The sequence below is a fragment of the Shewanella oneidensis MR-1 genome (assembly GCF_000146165.2).
In the GTDB taxonomy this organism is placed as follows: Bacteria; Pseudomonadota; Gammaproteobacteria; order Enterobacterales; family Shewanellaceae; genus Shewanella; species Shewanella oneidensis.
The window spans coordinates 2,603,866-2,622,465 of the sequence record NC_004347.2 but is presented as its reverse complement, the minus strand read 5'-3'; the positions used below and the strand labels follow the sequence as shown (position 1 = coordinate 2,622,465).

Sequence of the window (18,600 nt, the reverse complement as noted above, 5' to 3'; positions counted from 1 at the left end):
TAAGTTATTAAAAGATAATGAATGACTATTTGGATTTTTTACTGTCAGGCAAGGGAGGAAACTGGCGGCCATAATGAAGATTTGGTACAGGCTTGGCATTCAAATAAAAACTTGGCTCAGCTCGATTGTTCATATCAAGAGTGACATTCCAGCTATGCTGAGTCTCTTTTTGCGTTCCTATCACAAATTTGCCTGCAAATTCACTCACAGGTTCGCCGGTTTCTTCTGCGGGATAAAATCGCACTAAATAATAACCGGTATCAAACGCGCTATCGCCTGATAATTTGCGGTTGAGAACCCGAAAGTCGATGTCGATGCGGGCCTTTTTAGCACGAATTTTATCGAAAAAGCGTTGGTAAATGGCAACGATATTGTCGCGGCCATAGTAGATTTCCTTACTTTGACTTTCAGAGAGATAACTTGCATCTTCAGCATAAATTTTGGCAGTAATATCTTGATTTAGTTCATTAAACGCCTGAGTTAACAAAGGATAATTAGCATTAATCAGCTGATCCGTTGTGGTGGTGGTTTTGGCTTTTGTGGGCGTCGCAAAACTTGGAAGCGATAATAGGCATATCAGGGCTAGCAGCAAAAATCTCATTACATTATTCTAATCAAGCATTCATGGCGCCACTATAATGGAGGCGCCCGCTGAACTAAAGAGTTGAATGTTTACAAAGTGTGTTTCTGTTATAAAAGTGCACACTGAGCGTGAAGAGTGGAGGAGCTTGCCATGCTGGATAATGAATCGGCACTGTTTTTTGAAGAAATGGCGGGAGTTGTGCCACTAAAAGGCGATATTAAAGCGGTGAATTTACAACCCAAGGCACTTACGGTTGAACAAATACAACGTCGTGATGCGCTGCAACGGGAGGCTTATTTAGCCTGTATGCCCTTGGAGTTAAGTTTGATCCCCATCATAGCCCCAGATGATATTGTCAGTTTTAAGCGAGAAGGGGTTCAAGGGGGCGTTTTTAAACGCTTAAGACTAGGGCAATACAGCATTAAGATGGAATTAGATGTGCACGCCTATCGTTTAAGTCAGGCGCGTGAGGCGTTACTCAATTATCTTTTAGCGGCGCTGGCACATGGTGAGCGCTGTGTGATGCTAATTCACGGCAAAGGTCATAATAGTAAACCTGTGGCGGGACTCCTTAAATCTGCTGTATGTCATTGGTTATCTCAGCTTGAAATGGTACTTGCCTATCATTCGGCGAAAACCGAGCAGGGCGGTACGGGCGCTTTGTATGTGATGCTGACCAAATCTGAACAGCTCAAGATTGAAAATAAAGAAGCCAATCGTAAGGGAATGGGCTGGCGCTAAGGATTTGCTCAACGGATTGACTTTACTGATTTCGTTTAACAGAGTGTCGCTAGGGCGTGTTGACCTTTCAGGGTTATTTTTGCAGCTAAATGCTGCCCGAAGGGTTCGTCTGGCAAGCCCTTGCTCTTACTTTCTGTCATAAGAGCCGCTCGTCATTTGAGTAAATTACACATCATTCCTCGTTTCGCGAGCACGAACTTGCCAGAACGAACAAAATTTAATCTCGAAACGTCAACACGCCCTAGTTTTTGTTTTCACAAATGAAGTAAAAAAATGCCCAACTTAGTTGGGCATTTTTGTGGGGTCTGTTTTTTAGTGTAATGGTTCCAAAGGCCAGCGACGCTAGAAACTGATTACCAGCCGCATTGACGATTCGCAGCCTTGTTCTGCTCATCAAGCCAGGTTTTGAGCGGCGCAAAATAATCGAGTACAGCGTTCGCGTCCATGGTTTCAGTGCCTGTTACTTCCTTTAAAGCCATAGGCCATGGCTGACTCGAGCCCAACTCTAACATTCTATTAAGTTTTTCTCCTGCAGCTTGATTGCCGTAAATGCTGCATCTATGCACTGGTCCTTTATCGCCTGCAGTTTCACACAGCGCCTTGTGGAACTGGAATTGCAAAATATGGGCGAGGAAATAACGGGTGTAAGGCACATTGCCAGGTACATGGTATTTTGCACCTGGATCAAAATCGGTCTCACTTCGCGGTGTCGGCGCTTTAACACCTTGATATTTTTCCCTCAGCTCCCACCACGCTTGGTTATATTGGGCAGGGGTGATTTCACCGCTAAATACCTTCCAACGCCATTGGTCGATCATTAGACCAAAAGGCAGAAAAGCGATTTTATCTAAGGCTTGCTTAAGCAATAAACCAATATCCTTTGAAGCGTCGGGTACCTCTTCGAGTAAGCCTATCTGCTTGAGATAACTTGGTGTGATAGACAGCGCGATGGTGTCGCCAATGGCTTCATGGAACCCATCATTGGCGCTGTTTTTAAATAGGAAAGGCTGCTGCTTGTAGGCGCGTTGGTAGAAGTTATGGCCAAGTTCGTGGTGAATGACGGTGAAGTCTTCAGCGGTTTTTTGGATACACATTTTGATGCGGATATCATCGAGGTTATCCAGATCCCATGCCGAGGCATGACACACTACGTCGCGATCTTTGGGTTGTAAGAATAAAGAGCGGCTCCAAAAACTGTCAGGCAGCGGCGCAAAGCCCAAAGAGGTGAAAAAGCTTTCGGCTTGTTTCACCATTCTGTGCTCGTCATAGCCTTTCTGCGCGAGTAGCTCGGTCACATCATAACCAGGGTCAGCATTCTCGGGCGCCACCAGATCATACACATTACCCCATTGCTGAGCCCACATATTCCCTAGTAAGTGTGCCGGAATTGGACCCGTCTTCGGGGCAATGGCATCACCATATTCTTTGTTCAACTCACCACGCACATAACAATGCAAGGATTCGTAAAGTGGTTTAACCTGGCTCCATAAACGGTCTAATTCCTGAGAGAATTCATCAGGTTTCATATCATATTGGCTGCGCCATAACTCAGAAAGGTTAGCGTAACCTAAGTCTTTTGCGCCTTCGTTGGCGAGTTCGACTTCACGTTGAAATAGCGGGCGCATTGGTTTAGCTATTTCACGCCAACCTTTCCAAGCTTCAAGTAATTTGGCGGGATCCCGTGATTCCGCCATGAGGGAAGACAGCTCAGGTTGCGTCATACATTTGCCATCGGCGAAACAGTATTTGCCTTTACCGTAGAGCCCATTGAGCTCAGAACTTATCTGTGCCAGCTCAGCATTTTTGGCGGGGTCAAGTGGCGCCGGTAACACTAATGCGCTACGTAGAATATTTAGTTTGCGGGCATTAGCGGGATCAAGTTCAACATTGGCATACTTTGCGGCTTCAGTGGCGAACTTGACGGACGCAGCGCTGACTTTTTCACCCACTGCGGCCGATAATGCGGCGGTATCTTCGGTGATGAAATTGCTATAAATCCATTCGGCACGATTCGCTTCAATGGATAACTGCGCCATTTGCGCTTCAGCATCTTGAATAAAGGCAATGGCTTGAGCTTTATCAGGTGTACTTGTACTAGCAGGTATAGAAGTCTTAGTTTCTGAAGTATTTTGTTTATTATTACAAGCAGTTAGGTTTAATGTTAACGCTATGGTGAGTGCTAGAGTTGTGGGACGATTCAATAGAATAGCCATGTATTGCAGTCCTTTGTTGTTTTTGTGTTACGCATTCTACCTAAGCACATCGTTTTTTGCACAAAGCTTGATGAGTTTTCATGATTAATTGCAATGGCTGTGAGTGAGCTGTTAAGCCTCGTTATTGTGACGCGGCCTATTTGGCCATTTTTCGTTTGACAACTCCCATACCAATGTTTAATTTAAACGAGTGTTTTAAATTAATTCAAGGTCATGGAATGGCAAGTCGATCTGATACAAAAACGAGAATACTTGATGCTGCGGAGAAACTCTTTGCCGAAAGAGGTTTTTCTGAGACGTCATTACGACTTATTACCAGCAAGGCAGAGGTCAATTTAGCGTCGGTAAATTATCACTTTGGCTCTAAAAAAGAGTTGATCCGTGCAGTGTTAGCCCGCTATTTAGATGTATTTATGCCCGCTGCATCAACGGCGATAAAGCGTCTGCATACAGCGCCATCTCAGGCTTCGTTAGAGGAAATTTTCTCAGCGTTAGTCGATCCGTTATTGGATTTAAATGACTTGCGGACTGAAGGGACCACGATTTTCCTGCAGCTACTTGGAAGAGGCTACATTGAAAGCCAAGGACATCTTCGCTGGTTTATCACCACCCATTACGGACAGCATTTAGATACCTTCGTGAAGGCGGTGTCGGCAAGTGCTCCCCATATACCTCCTGCTGAAATGTTTTGGCGCTTACACTTCACCCTCGGCACAATCGTTTTCACTATGGCGTCCGCTGATGCGTTAAACGATATTGCTGCGGCCGAATTTGGTGAGCACAACGATATTGAAGCCGTGATCCGCAAAGTGATCCCCTACATGGCTGCGGGCGTATCTGTTCCCGTGGCTTCTAAATAAAAGGTCTTGATTATGTTGACGATTATAATTATTGCCCTGATTGCGATTATTGCGCTGTTTGCAGTAAAAAGCCTCAGAATGCAATTTATTACCCAACCTGTTTTTCATTTTTTTAAAAAAGTGTTACCGCCATTGTCTGATACCGAGCGCGAAGCGATGGAAGCGGGCGATGTATGGTGGGAAGGGGAGTTATTCCGCGGTAATCCGAATTGGAATACGCTGCACAGCTACGGCAAGCCAACGCTGACGGCAGAAGAGAAGGACTTTATTGATAATCAGGTCATGACTGCCCTGACAATGATCGACGATTTTGACATTGTCCATAATCGAAAAGATTTGCCGCCAGAGCTGTGGGATTACTTCAAAAAAGAAGGCTTTTTTGCGCTGATCATTCCGAAAAAATTTGGTGGTAAAGCGTTCTCGGCTTATGCCAACTCGACGATTGTGAGCAAGTTAGCCAGTCGTAGCGTGAGTGCGGCGGTAACTGTGATGGTGCCTAACTCATTAGGCCCTGGTGAGCTATTGACTCACTATGGTACTGAAGAGCAAAAAGAACGTTGGCTACCCGCCTTAGCTAAGGGCGATGAAATCCCTTGTTTTGCGTTAACGGGCCCAGAAGCCGGCAGTGACGCGGGCGCAATCCCTGATGTGGGCATTGTGTGCCGTGGCGAGTTTAACGGCGAAGAGGTTTTAGGCCTTAAATTAACCTGGAATAAGCGTTATATCACCTTAGCTCCCGTGGCAACGGTATTGGGTTTAGCGTTCCAGATGCGCGATCCTGACGGTCTATTAGGTGAGAAAAAGAATCTCGGTATTACCTGCGCGTTGATCCCAACTGATCATCCTGGTGTGGTAATTGGTCGTCGTCATAATCCACTTAATATGGCCTTTATGAACGGTACAACCCAAGGCGATGAAGTCTTTATTCCGCTCGATTGGATCATTGGCGGTCCAGAATTTGCGGGCAGAGGCTGGCGCATGCTGGTTGAATGTTTATCGGCGGGGCGGGGTATTTCGCTGCCTGCGCTGGCAACAGCTTCTGGCCATATGGCAACCAAAACCACCACAGCATACAGTTATGTACGCCATCAATTTGGCATGGCAATTGGTCAATTTGAAGGGGTGCAAGAAGCACTGGCTCGGATTATTGCCAATACTTACCAGCTAGAAGCTGCACGTCGTTTAACCACAACGGGCATTGATCTTAAAGTCAAACCTTCTGTGGTGACGGCTATCGCGAAGTTCCATATGACTGAACTTGGTCGCGCAGTCATGAACGATGCGATGGATATTCAGTCGGGTAAGGGGATCCAATTAGGACCTAAAAACTACCTCGGCCATCCTTATATGTCGAATCCGATTTCGATCACCGTAGAAGGCGCGAATATCCTTACCCGCTCGTTGATGATCTTTGGTCAAGGCGCGACCCGTTGTCATCCTTATGTGCTGGCCGAAATGGAAGCAGCGGCAATGGAAAATCAGCACGATGCGCTCACGCGTTTTGACTCGCTGTTAATGGGCCATATGGGTTATGCGACGCGTAACGCGTTTAGTGCGTTATTCAACGCCCTAACAGCTAGTCGTTTTGGTAACGCCCCAGTGAGCGGAGAAACCAAACAGTACTACAAAGATATGTCGCGTTTATCTTCGGCGCTCGCCTTTATGACGGACATTTCAATGTTGATTATGGGCGGCGATTTAAAACGCAAGGAAATGTTGTCTGCACGGATGGGCGATGTATTGAGTCAGTTGTACTTAGGCTCTGCAACGCTAAAACTATTTGAAGACAATGGTCGCCAACAGGATGATTTACCTGCGGTACGTTATGTAATGGCGAATCGCTTACACTTAGCGGCGAAAGCACTAGAGGATGTGATCCGTAACTTCCCGAACCGCCCTGTTGCTTGGTTATTGCGTGCACTCATTTTCCCCATCGGTAATCATTTTAATGCGCCGAGCGATAAAATGGCGACGGAGCTTGTCTCTGGTATGTTAAAACCGAGTCCTGCCCGCGAGCGCATTACCTTCCTTTGTCCTGAGTTTGAAGGCGATGTGGGCGGAATTGCTGAAGTGGAACAGGCGTTTGTGGCACAGTATGCCTGTAAAGAGATTTACAAAAAGCTTAAAAAAGCGCAGCGCAGCGGTGAATTACCTGCAAAAGTACCAAACTTGGTACTGTTTGCTAAAGCGCTAGAGCAGGGCACAATTAGTAACGATGAACATCAAACACTATTGCATGCAGATAAGTTACGTTTAGCTGCCATCAATGTGAATGATTTCGAAGCTTTATAATCGTATTGGTTGAAATGAGTTAACTCAGTTTCTAGGGCGTGTTGACGTTTCAGGGTTATTTTTGCAGCAGTTTGGCTGGCTTTTATGCAAGGCAAAGTCCGTGCAGTGTAGTTATTCTACATAAACGGACGATAACGCGGCAGAAAAGCCAACCAAATGCTGCCCGAAGGGTTCGTCTGGCAAGCCCTTGCTCTTTGTCACTCGTCATTTGAGTAGAATAACTACACATCATTCCTCGTTTCGCGAGCACGTGCTTGCCAGAACGAACAAAATCTAATCTCGAAACGTCAACACGCCCTAGCAATGATAAGCCATAAAAAAACCACCTCAATTGAGGTGGTTTTTGTTTTTAAGCTTAATCACTGTTTAGATTAACGCTAAAACCGAACAGTCAAGATTAAGCGACAATCAGCACTTTACAAGTGTTCGTGCCACCGATGGTTTCCATCGCATCACCTTTGGTCATTAACACTAAGTCACCGCTGTGCAAGTAACCCGCTTTGGTTAATGATTCCAATGCTTTTTGTGCAAGCTCATCGGCTGGATAGATCGTTGAGTCGAAGTAAATCGGTAGTACACCACGGTACAGAGCCATCTTCGCCAGTGTTGTGTCATGGCGAGATAGGCCAAGGATTGGTAAAGATGAACTGATACGCGACATCAGTTTAGGTGTCGCACCTGACTCTGTTAAAGCGATAATCGCTTTAACACCTTCTAGGTGGTTTGCCGCATACATAGTCGATAGGGCGATGGTTTCTTCAACCGACGTGAAACGTGCATCTAATCTGTGCTTAGAAACTTTCACACTTGGGTGAGATTCTGCACCGACACACACATTCGCCATTGCTTTAACAGTTTCTTCTGGGAAGTCACCCGCTGCGGTTTCGGCTGATAACATCACAGCGTCGGTACCATCAAGCACGGCGTTTGCCACGTCCATCACTTCTGCACGGGTTGGCATTGGGCTCGAGATCATCGATTCCATCATTTGGGTCGCGGTGATGACGATTTTATTGAGCTGACGTGAACGGGCGATGAGTTTCTTTTGTACTGCTACCAGTGCAGCATCACCAATCTCAACCCCTAAATCACCGCGGGCAACCATCACAACATCAGAGGCTAAAATCACATCATCCATTGCTTCATCACTGGCAACCGCTTCTGCACGTTCAACCTTCGCGACGATCAGTGCGTTACTGCCAGCCTGCTGCGCTAAAGAGCGTGCATATTCGAGATCTGCACCGCTACGTGGGAATGACACGGCTAAGTAATCCACTTGGATCATAGCTGCGGTGAGAATGTCTGCCTTGTCTTTTTCAGTTAGTGCCGCAGCCGACAAACCACCACCTTGCTTGTTGATCCCTTTATTGTTCGATAAAGGACCTGCAACCGTCACAGTAGTATGGACTTTACGACCTTCAACGCGCTCAACACGCAGTTGTACTCGGCCGTCATCGAGCATCAGGATGTCGCCAACATTCACATCATCAGGCAATTGCTTATAGTCGATACCGACTTGATTCTCATCGCCTTCACCTTTAGCAAGTTCGGCGTCAAGAATATAGGTTTGGCCTAATTTCAGTTGAATTTTCTTGTTGTCTTTAAAGGTAGACACACGGATTTTAGGGCCTTGTAGGTCACCTAAAATAGCAACATGTACACCTAATTCTTTTGCGATTTCGCGAGCTTGAGTAGCGCGTTTGAGATGATCTTCGGGGGAGCCGTGGGAGAAGTTAAGACGAACAACGTTTGCACCTGCCGCAATAATACGGCGTAAGTTATCGTCACGGTCAGTGGCGGGACCCAGTGTGGTGACGATTTTGGTTCTGCGGAACATAAGATACTCCGTTAAAGTTAAAAAAATCTTGTGACTATATTAGCATGCAATTCCAAATTATGTAGTAAAGTTACAATCAAATTGATCTAAAGTTATGTTTCAAAATTGTGAGGTATCGCTGAAATTTGCTTTAAAAAAGGCTAGACGTGGGATTAGCACTAGCCTTTTTTAAGTTAGGAAGTGAATTACAGTATCGGATCTTTATTGATACGAGACTCTTTCAACACTTCTTTTACACGTTTTAAATTATCACGGAAACGTGGGCCGCGGCGTAGCGTAAAACCAGTCGCCAATACATCTATAGTCACCAATTGCGCTAAACGCGAGGCCATTGGTAAATACATATCCGTATCCTCAGGCACTTCCATGGTGACGGGCAGGGTACATTCCATCGATAACGGCGAGTTGCGTGCCGTGATACCAATTACGGCGGCGCCGTTTTCTCTTGCTAAACGTGCTATTTCAATCAAAGACTTAGTGCGGCCAGTGTGGGAAATTAATACCACTACATCGCCTTCATTGCTGTTGATACAGCTCATGCGTTGCATCAGAACATCGTCAAAACAGATGACAGGCACATTAAAACGGAAAAATTTATTTTGCGCGTCATGGGCAACTGAGGCTGATGCCCCTAAGCCAAAGAAGGAAATTGTCTTGGCCTGAGTCAGAATATCAACGGCTTTATTAATGGCGGCAACATCTAAACTTTGACGAGCGGTATCTAAGGAAGCCATTGAGGATTCGAATATTTTTGTTGTATATGACTCTGGTGAATCATCTTCTTCGACATGGCGGCTCACATAAGGTGTGCCGTTTGCGAGACTTTGTGCCAGATGTAACTTAAAATCAGGAAAGCCTTTAGTATCTAAGCGGCGACAGAAACGGTTTACAGTAGGTTCACTCACATCTGCCATCTTAGCTAAAGTGGCGATGCTGGAGTGAATAGCCGTTTGCGGAGAGGCTAAGATGACCTCTGCAACCTTGCGTTCTGACTTACTAAAATGGGTGAGGCTTTTTTGAACCTTTTCTAGGGTATTCATACGCGTACGTCCGCTAAATTGAGTATGTAATTTTATTTTTTTTGTTTAGTGCCACAGATCAGCTTTAGGATCCCACTAATCAACATTGCTTAAGTAAGTTTTAAGTCGGTTTTTGAAATAAGAATTTACTATCATCAGTAATTTAAGCACAAAAAGCATATCAGATTTATGCCTTAGGTGCCTAGTTAGCAAGAATGTTAATTTTGATAAAAATAGATGCATTTAACAAATTCTGTTGTTATATTACAACAAAATGTGGATTTCTTCATTGGCATGAAGGGACACGACATACAAAGGAGAGCGTAACGCAATGGGCAAAACAACATCAGGCGCCAAAGCTTGTGACTTCGTACTCTTTGGTACTAAAGGTGACTTAGCAAGACGTAAGTTATTACCTTCTTTATACCAGTTAGATAAGGCTGAGCTTCTCGATAAAGATACTAAGGTGATAGGTGTCGCAAAAGATGAATTCAGTCAGGATGAATACAGAGACTTAGTCATCCTTGCGTTAAAAACCTTCGTCAAAGAACCCCTCTGCGAAGACACTCTCAACCGATTCGTGTCCCGTTGTTATTATGTAGGCACTAATTTTACCGAATCAGCAGGCTACGGTGCCTTCCATGAATTGCTCAAACCAGAAGAGCGTGTCATGGTCAGTTACTTTGCCACCCCTCCATCGATTTTTGGTGATATCTGCCGCTGTTTACATGAACAAAACCTGATCCACAGTGACTCTCGCGTAGTACTCGAAAAACCCATTGGCTCTGATCTCGCATCTTCCCGTATTATTAACGATCAAGTGTCTGCCTACTTTAAAGAAAGCCAAGTCTACCGTATCGACCATTATCTTGGTAAAGAGACCGTTCAAAACTTGATTGCGCTGCGTTTTGCTAACTCCTTATTTGCCTCTAAATGGGATAACCGGACCATTGACCATGTCCAGATCACGGTTGCGGAAGAAGTCGGTATTGAAGGCCGTTGGGGTTACTTCGATAAAGCCGGTCAAATGCGCGATATGATCCAAAACCACTTGCTACAGGTGCTGACGCTCGTCGCAATGGATCCGCCAGTGAACTTAGATGCTGATAGTATTCGCGATGAAAAGGTGAAAGTGCTTAAGTCGCTGCGGCCGATTAATGCTGACAATGTGTATGAAAACACTGTCCGTGGTCAGTACAGTGCGGGCTTCCTGAAAGGTAGTCCGGTGCCAGGCTATTTAGAGGAAGAGGGCGCGAACGTACAGTCACACACCGAAACTTTTGTGGCGTTGCGGGTCGATATCGATAACTGGCGTTGGGCTGGGGTGCCGTTTTATCTGCGCAGCGGTAAGCGCATGCCGTTTAAGAGTTCTGAAATTGTGGTGTATTTTAAAAATCCTCCGCACAACCTTTACCGCTCTAGCTACCGTAACTTGCCACCTAACAAGTTAACCATCCGTCTGCAACCACACGAAGGGGTTGAGATCCAGATGATGAACAAGGTGCCAGGATTAGAGCAAAAACAACGTTTGCAAACCACTAAGCTCGACTTGAGTTTCTCGGATACCTTTAAAAACGAGCGCATTGCCGATGCCTACGAGCGTTTGTTGCTTGAAGCCATGCTCGGTAATCAAGCTTTGTTCGTGCGCCGAGATGAAGTGGAGCAAGCCTGGACATGGGTGGATGGCATCATCCAAGCATGGGAACAGAGCAATGAGAAACCGAAACCTTATCCTGCGGGCACTTGGGGCCCTGTGGCTTCGGTCGCGCTGATCACCAAAGATGGTCGCTCGTGGGATGAATAGGGGGCTTTGATGATTAAAGAAACCGTATTTAAATCCTTTGATACGCCTGCTGCACTCGAGCAACAGTTAGCGAATAAGATCGCTAGCCAGTTGCAAGAGGCGGTTGATGCCCGTGGCAAGGCCAGTTTAGTGGTCTCCGGTGGTTCAACGCCGCTGAAACTGTTTGAGCTACTTAGCATGAAATCCATCGACTGGAGTGATGTTTACATTACTCTCGCCGATGAGCGTTGGGTCGATGTGGAAGATAGCGCCTCTAACGAGCGTTTAGTGCGCGAGCATTTACTGCAAAACCGTGCCGCCAATGCCAAGTTCCGTGGGCTGAAAAATATGTTTTCCACCGCCGAAGCGGGCGCTGATATGACCTGCGAGTCCTTGTCTAACTTCCCGCGTCCCTTCGATGTGGTGGTGCTGGGGATGGGCAACGATGGTCACACTTGCTCATGGTTCCCTTGCAGTGCTGAGTTAAACGATGCGCTAACCACTCAAGCTTTGTGTGTGGCAACCAATCCAACCACTGCGCCCCATGGCCGGATCACATTATCTAAGAATGCGATCCTTAATAGCCGCCAGATTTATCTGCATTTGGTTGGGGAACAAAAATTATCCGTATATCGTCAAGCCTTAGAAAATGATGATGTTAATGCTATGCCCATCAGAGCCGTATTAGCGCAGCGTAAAACGCCCGTTGACGTGTTCTGGAGCGCTTAAGGAGTCACTCTCATGCACTCAGTCGTTCAATCTGTTACTGACAGAATTATTGCCCGTAGCAAAGCATCTCGTGAAGCATACCTTGCTGCGTTAAACGATGCCCGTAACCATGGTGTACACCGAAGTTCCTTAAGTTGCGGTAACTTAGCCCACGGTTTTGCGGCTTGTAATCCCGATGACAAAAATGCATTGCGTCAATTGACGAAGGCCAATATTGGGATTATCACCGCATTCAACGATATGTTATCTGCACACCAACCCTATGAAACCTATCCTGATTTGCTGAAAAAAGCCTGTCAGGAAGTCGGTAGTGTTGCGCAGGTGGCTGGCGGTGTTCCCGCCATGTGTGACGGCGTGACTCAAGGTCAGCCCGGTATGGAATTGAGCTTACTGAGCCGTGAAGTGATTGCGATGGCAACCGCGGTTGGCTTATCACACAATATGTTTGATGGAGCCTTACTCCTCGGTATTTGCGATAAAATTGTACCGGGTTTACTGATTGGTGCCTTAAGTTTTGGCCATTTACCTATGTTGTTTGTGCCCGCAGGCCCAATGAAATCGGGTATTCCTAATAAGGAAAAAGCTCGCATTCGTCAGCAATTTGCTCAAGGTAAGGTCGATAGAGCACAACTGCTCGAAGCGGAAGCCCAGTCTTACCACAGTGCGGGTACTTGTACCTTCTATGGTACCGCTAACTCGAACCAACTGATGCTCGAAGTGATGGGGCTGCAATTGCCGGGTTCATCTTTTGTGAATCCAGACGATCCACTGCGCGAAGCCTTAAACAAAATGGCGGCCAAGCAGGTTTGTCGTTTAACTGAACTAGGCACTCAATACAGTCCGATTGGTGAAGTCGTTAACGAAAAATCGATAGTGAATGGTATTGTTGCATTGCTCGCGACGGGTGGTTCAACAAACTTAACCATGCACATTGTGGCGGCGGCCCGTGCTGCAGGTATTATCGTCAACTGGGATGACTTTTCGGAATTATCCGATGCGGTGCCTTTGCTGGCACGTGTTTATCCAAACGGTCATGCGGATATTAACCATTTCCACGCTGCGGGTGGTATGGCTTTCCTTATCAAAGAATTACTCGATGCAGGTTTGCTGCATGAGGATGTCAATACTGTCGCGGGTTATGGTCTGCGCCGTTACACCCAAGAGCCTAAACTGCTTGATGGCGAGCTGCGCTGGGTCGATGGCCCAACAGTGAGTTTAGATACCGAAGTATTAACCTCTGTGGCAACACCATTCCAAAACAACGGTGGTTTAAAGCTGCTGAAGGGTAACTTAGGCCGCGCTGTGATTAAAGTGTCTGCCGTTCAGCCACAGCACCGTGTGGTGGAAGCGCCCGCAGTGGTGATTGACGATCAAAACAAACTCGATGCGTTATTTAAATCCGGCGCATTAGACAGGGATTGTGTGGTGGTGGTGAAAGGCCAAGGGCCGAAAGCCAACGGTATGCCAGAGCTGCATAAACTAACGCCGCTGTTAGGTTCATTGCAGGACAAAGGCTTTAAAGTGGCACTGATGACTGATGGTCGTATGTCGGGCGCATCGGGCAAAGTACCTGCGGCGATTCATTTAACCCCTGAAGCGATTGATGGCGGGTTAATTGCAAAGGTACAAGACGGCGATTTAATCCGAGTTGATGCACTGACCGGCGAGCTGAGTTTATTAGTCTCTGACACCGAGCTTGCCACCAGAACTGCCACTGAAATTGATTTACGCCATTCTCGTTATGGCATGGGGCGTGAGTTATTTGGAGTACTGCGTTCAAACTTAAGCAGTCCTGAAACCGGTGCGCGTAGTACTAGCGCCATCGATGAACTTTACTAATCAAAGGAAGAATAACGCAATGCTTGAGAATAACTGGTCATTACAACCACAAGATATTTTTAAACGCAGCCCTATTGTTCCTGTTATGGTGATTAACAAGATTGAACATGCGGTGCCCTTAGCTAAAGCGCTGGTTGCCGGAGGGATAAGCGTGTTGGAAGTGACATTACGCACGCCATGCGCCCTTGAAGCTATCACCAAAATCGCCAAGGAAGTGCCTGAGGCGCTGGTTGGCGCGGGGACTATTTTAAATGAAGCCCAGCTTGGACAGGCTATCGCCGCTGGTGCGCAATTTATTATCACTCCAGGTGCGACAGTTGAGCTGCTCAAAGCGGGCATGCAAGGACCGGTGCCGTTAATTCCGGGCGTTGCCAGTATTTCCGAGGTGATGACGGGCATGGCGCTGGGCTACACTCACTTTAAATTCTTCCCTGCTGAAGCGTCAGGTGGCGTTGATGCGCTTAAGGCTTTCTCTGGGCCGTTAGCAGATATCCGCTTCTGCCCAACAGGTGGAATTACCCCGAGCAGCTATAAAGATTACTTAGCGCTGAAGAATGTCGATTGTATTGGTGGCAGCTGGATTGCTCCTACCGATGCGATGGAGCAGGGCGATTGGGATCGTATCACTCAGCTGTGTAAAGAGGCGATTGGCGGACTTTAATCCGTTTTAGTACCCATTAATGTGTTAATAAAAACCACCTTCGCGGTGGTTTTTTATTACTATATCAAGAGGCTACATTTCTTTACTCAACTCCACGTTCGATCCAGCCTTAGGGTAAAGAGTTGTTGATAGAGTCGTCCGGCAAATTCGTCCGTCATCCCCGAGATATAATCGGCTAATATCCTGTGACTGTTTAAACCCAATTGCTCGCTTGCGCGCCAACGCTCTTGAGTGTTAAGTGGTAACAGGCGCTCGGGATCAGAGGCAAATGCCTCAAATAACCCCATCACAATTTGCTGACCTTTGTATTCGAGCATTTGGATCTCGGGTTTACGGATAACATATTTATACACAAGCTGTTTTAGCACATTAAGCGCATGGGCAAACTCAACTTCAAGGCTGGCATTAAACCGCAACAGCGGCTCTTCAAACACGCCATCATCTGTGATGATAATCGCTGTCACAAAACCGTTGACTAAGGTGCCTATGGCGTCTTTGCGTAGATGGTGTTCGTGGGAGAACAGTTTAGTGCCGATATCGGCCAACTCTTGGCGGATCCAAGGATCATTACTGTGCTCAAATGTTGGCGCCACATCTTGCTGCCATTGTGAGGCCGTCACTATCCCCATTACGATGGCATCTTCGAGATCATGCACTGCGTAAGCAATGTCGTCTGCAAGCTCCATGATCGAACAATCGAAGGATTTAAATTGGGTACGCAGGTGCGGATAGTTAGGCTGAATACTTGGTTGTGCTGAGGTAAAGCGAGTTCTATCTGCCGCTGATAATGGCTCAAGCACCCAGTCGAAGATGTCGTTATCATCGTCGAATATGCCTTTAACAGGCGGCCATTGTGACGGCTTAAGTTGCCTGTGGTTGGTGATTTCATGATGATTGCCTGCGATAAATAGGCTCGATTGTGGCGCGGGATATTTTAAAATTCCCAGCATCGTTCTGCGGCACAAATTCATCCCAAAATCTAAGGTGTAGGGTTCGAGTTTAGAGAGAATACGAAACGTTTGACCATTGCCCTCAAACCCACCGTGATGGCGCATCATATAGTTAAGGGCAACTTCACCGCCATGGCCAAAGGGCGGATGGCCAATATCATGGGCAAGGCATAAGGACTCTAGCAAACTCATTGAGTCTAATAAGGGCTTATGCTCGGGATATTTACGACTAAGCTGAGCGGCGATCCCCGTGCCGATTTGTGACACTTCCAGTGAATGGGTTAAGCGCGTGCGATAGAAGTCATTCATCCCCACGCCAAGCACTTGGGTTTTTGCTTGCAGGCGGCGAAATGCCGCAGAGTGGAGGATCCGCGCTCTGTCCCTTTGGTATGGGCTACGATGATCATTACGTCTTTGTTTATCTTCACCATGGCGGCGTTCTTGCCAAACACTTGAGGTCATAGCTATTCCTTGGGGGAGTGATACATCAGAGCATCTTGTTTATTTCGTCTAAATTCAAGGTAAAACTGGGCACAAAGCAATCCATAAAATATTTTACCGCAGGATTTGGGTTGGATTCGAGCATGGCTTCGAGGCGTTTACGTGCCGTGTTAAATTCAGTATTGCCTGCGCGGTTTTCTTCTAAACATTTTAGATAAGCACAAAGCGTATCGGCGGATTTCACTATGGCTTTGTAGGTTGGGTCGGCGTAATCACTGATAAACAAGCTGCGATAATCCTCTTTAAATTCATCGGGTACCATATCGAGCATTCGCTGCTCTGCAATGGCTTCAATCTTTTTATACTCGGCTTCAATTTCTTTATTGAAATACTTCACCGGTGTGGGTAAATCGCCAGTTAAGATTTCGCTGGCATCATGGAAGATGGCCAGACTCGTCGCTTGATGGGCATCGAGTGTCGTACCAAATTTCCGATTACTGATAATCACCAAGGCGTGTGCCACCATGGCAACTTGTAGTGAGTGTTCTTGGACGTTTTCAGTGCGCACGTTGTACATTAAGGGCCAGCGCTGGATAAGTTTCATTCGGGCGAGGTGGGCAAATAAATGACTCATAAGGCTCCTTTAAATGAAGGCTAAAAGGCGCGTCACTTGACTCTGAAGATAAGGGGAAAGCAAAGTACAAGTACGGCTATTGAGTGTAAGCCTAACACTTATCACAAGGATAAGTGAGTGAAAAGATGGGCAAGTTTGCTGAACAAATGCAAAAAAGCGATCCAAGGGATCGCTTTATCGTCTCGATAAATTATCTTTTTAAACGTTAGGCTTAAATCGACTTACTGCTTGTAGGTTTCAAGGAAGTTGCCAAACTCAGTCAAGGCTTTAGTTAGATCTTCTTTATAGGGTAAAAACACGACTCGGAGATGATCCGGCTCCGGCCAATTAAAGGCGGTACCATGCACTAAAAGGATTTTTTTGTCCCTTAATAAATCGAGTACCAAGCGTTCATCATCCCTTAAATTGAACTTTTTCATATCCAATTTGGGGAAAGCATAAAGTGCGCCTTTGGGCTTTTTCACGCTCACGCCGGGGATTTGGTTGAGCAACTCATAGCAGGTATCTCGCTGCACGGTCAAACGGCCACTAGGTAAAATCAGTTCATTAATGCTTTGATAGCCACCGAGTGCAGTTTGAATGGCATGTTGATTTGGCACGTTAGCGCATAGACGCATAGAGGCTAGCATGTCTAACCCTTCAATATAACTTTTCGCGGCTTTGAGATTACCCGAGAGCATCATCCAGCCTATTCTAAAACCGGCCGCGCGATATGCTTTTGATAATCCATTAAACGTGACCGTTAAAATATCATCGGATAAGCTAGCTGCCGGAATATGTTTGGCTTCATCGTATAAAATCTTATCGTAGATTTCATCGGCAAACAGGATCAAGTTGTGCTCACGGCATAGCTCAACGACTTGTAGTAATAATTCTTTACTGTAGACGGCACCCGTTGGGTTATTGGGGTTAATCAACACAATGCCACGGGTACGCGAAGAGATTTTGCTCTTAATATCATCAAGATCAGGGAACCAATCTGCTTCTTCATCACAGCGATAATGTACGGCTTTACCGCCAGCCAAGTTGGCTGCCGCTGTCCACAGTGGGTAATCGGGGGATGGGATCAGTATTTCGTCCGCGGTGTTTAATAAGCCCTGCATGGCCATCATAATCAGTTCTGACACGCCGTTACCGATATAGACATCCTCGATATCAACGTCATAGATCCCTTGCGCTTGATAATGCTGCACAATTGCCTTGCGGGCAGAGAATAATCCTTTTGACTCACAGTAACCTTGGGCGCTGGGAAGATTAAGGATCACATCGCGCACAATTTCTTCCGGTGCTTCAAAACCGAAAGGTGCAGGGTTACCAATATTGAGTTTAAGGATCCTATGGCCCTCGTCCTCTAAACGTCTGGCTTCCTTGTGCACTGGGCCGCGAATGTCGTAGCAAACAGTATCCAACTTGTTGGACTTGATGATAGGGCGCATTTACACCTCGAAACATGCAGTTAATTTTGGCTTAAGTTTGTGCACCATAACGAAATTATCTGGTTTAAGGAAGGGGCTTTGGGCATAAAAAGTGAGTTTTTTTCATTAAATTTGCTAGTTAAATATGCTTTAACTAAGTGTTAAATAAATTAATATAAGTTTTATCGTCTGAATGGTCGTTATCAATTGGTTTTTTATGCCGCCTCTTGTTGGTGGGCTAGCCTTTGAAACTATCAAACTGACAGCTTTGCATATGCTGGCAGTTCAATAGTGTAAATATTGGCAGCGGCATAAGATATTAATATAGATCAGCGTTAGCTTAATTACTGATTTCACTAATGAGATTTGCGTTAACGTAGCATAATCTTGCCTTCGGTGTTTTTTTGATATTTAGGCAGATTAACTGAATGCTTATTAAGCATGTAGACTCAAGCTAACATTTAACAACATTGCAGTAAAGTTATTTTAAATCAATTGGATGTTAAGTTTTTAAATTCATCGTGAAAAATTATTTAGCGTTAGCATAAATTTATAGTTGACTCGATATTCGATGCGCTTTATTTTCTGCGCGATGTTTTCGGC

13 protein-coding genes and 1 pseudogene are annotated in these 18,600 nt (G+C 46.0%); 7 read left to right on the top strand and 7 right to left on the bottom strand.

Going from position 1 to position 18,600, the window contains the following annotated elements; genetic code table 11:
• Window positions 1-25 precede the first annotated feature (25 nt).
• Window positions 26-601, bottom strand: a complete 576-nt coding sequence (locus SO_RS11455; protein WP_011072461.1) for a nuclear transport factor 2 family protein — start codon at window positions 599-601, stop codon at window positions 26-28.
• Between the two features lie 132 nt (window positions 602-733).
• On the opposite strand from SO_RS11455, the gene smrA reads away from it, so the two are divergent.
• Entirely contained in the window at window positions 734-1,324 is a 591-nt protein-coding gene (smrA, locus tag SO_RS11450) for a DNA endonuclease SmrA (protein ID WP_011072460.1), read from the top strand.
• Window positions 1,325-1,677: 353 nt separating this feature from the next.
• On the opposite strand, the gene SO_RS11445 is transcribed toward smrA, so the two are convergent.
• Window positions 1,678-3,537: a M2 family metallopeptidase gene (locus tag SO_RS11445; RefSeq protein ID WP_011072459.1), complete on the bottom strand. Its 1,860-nt coding sequence runs from the start codon at window positions 3,535-3,537 to the stop codon at window positions 1,678-1,680.
• 218 nt (window positions 3,538-3,755) lie between these two features.
• Here SO_RS11445 and psrA point away from each other — a divergent pair, with 218 nt between their 5' ends.
• Both psrA and SO_RS11435 read left to right on the top strand, forming a co-directional pair.
• On the top strand, window positions 3,756-4,397 hold the full coding sequence (gene psrA / locus SO_RS11440) for a TetR family transcriptional repressor PsrA (RefSeq protein WP_011072458.1): 642 nt from the start codon (window positions 3,756-3,758) through the stop codon (window positions 4,395-4,397).
• 12 nt (window positions 4,398-4,409) lie between these two features.
• Window positions 4,410-6,689 carry an acyl-CoA dehydrogenase gene (locus SO_RS11435; RefSeq protein ID WP_011072457.1) on the top strand — a complete coding sequence of 760 codons (2,280 nt, stop codon included), beginning with the start codon at window positions 4,410-4,412 and terminating at the stop codon, window positions 6,687-6,689.
• Between the two features lie 397 nt (window positions 6,690-7,086).
• Here SO_RS11435 and pyk read toward each other — a convergent pair whose 3' ends face one another.
• Window positions 7,087-8,526 carry a pyruvate kinase gene (pyk, locus tag SO_RS11430; RefSeq protein ID WP_011072456.1) on the bottom strand — a complete coding sequence of 480 codons (1,440 nt, stop codon included), beginning with the start codon at window positions 8,524-8,526 and terminating at the stop codon, window positions 7,087-7,089.
• A gap of 185 nt (window positions 8,527-8,711) precedes the next feature.
• The gene (locus tag SO_RS11425; RefSeq protein WP_011072455.1) at window positions 8,712-9,566 is read right to left on the bottom strand and encodes a MurR/RpiR family transcriptional regulator; all 855 of its coding nucleotides are present in this window, start codon (window positions 9,564-9,566) and stop codon (window positions 8,712-8,714) included.
• Between the two features lie 310 nt (window positions 9,567-9,876).
• On the opposite strand from SO_RS11425, the gene zwf reads away from it, so the two are divergent.
• From zwf to SO_RS11405, 4 genes are read left to right on the top strand one after another with little or no spacing between them, the layout of a single operon-like run.
• Entirely contained in the window at window positions 9,877-11,349 is a 1,473-nt protein-coding gene (zwf, locus tag SO_RS11420) for a glucose-6-phosphate dehydrogenase (protein ID WP_011072454.1), read from the top strand.
• A gap of 9 nt (window positions 11,350-11,358) precedes the next feature.
• Window positions 11,359-12,057: a 6-phosphogluconolactonase gene (gene pgl, locus SO_RS11415; protein ID WP_011072453.1), complete on the top strand. Its 699-nt coding sequence runs from the start codon at window positions 11,359-11,361 to the stop codon at window positions 12,055-12,057.
• Between the two features lie 12 nt (window positions 12,058-12,069).
• A complete protein-coding gene (edd, locus tag SO_RS11410) occupies window positions 12,070-13,896 on the top strand; it encodes a phosphogluconate dehydratase (RefSeq protein WP_011072452.1) in 1,827 nt (608 codons plus the stop codon).
• Between the two features lie 19 nt (window positions 13,897-13,915).
• Window positions 13,916-14,557 carry a bifunctional 4-hydroxy-2-oxoglutarate aldolase/2-dehydro-3-deoxy-phosphogluconate aldolase gene (locus SO_RS11405; protein WP_011072451.1) on the top strand — a complete coding sequence of 214 codons (642 nt, stop codon included), beginning with the start codon at window positions 13,916-13,918 and terminating at the stop codon, window positions 14,555-14,557.
• A 72-nt stretch (window positions 14,558-14,629) separates the two neighbouring features.
• On the opposite strand, the pseudogene SO_RS11400 reads toward SO_RS11405, so the two are convergent.
• From SO_RS11400 to SO_RS11390, 3 genes and pseudogenes are all read right to left on the bottom strand, one after another.
• Window positions 14,630-15,969, bottom strand: a pseudogene (locus SO_RS11400) (anti-phage deoxyguanosine triphosphatase).
• 25 nt (window positions 15,970-15,994) lie between these two features.
• Window positions 15,995-16,582, bottom strand: a complete 588-nt coding sequence (gene yfbR / locus SO_RS11395; protein ID WP_011072449.1) for a 5'-deoxynucleotidase — start codon at window positions 16,580-16,582, stop codon at window positions 15,995-15,997.
• Between the two features lie 221 nt (window positions 16,583-16,803).
• Window positions 16,804-18,018 (bottom strand): pyridoxal phosphate-dependent aminotransferase, encoded by a 1,215-nt coding sequence (locus SO_RS11390; RefSeq protein ID WP_011072448.1) that lies wholly within the window; start codon window positions 18,016-18,018, stop codon window positions 16,804-16,806.
• Window positions 18,019-18,600 lie beyond the last annotated feature (582 nt).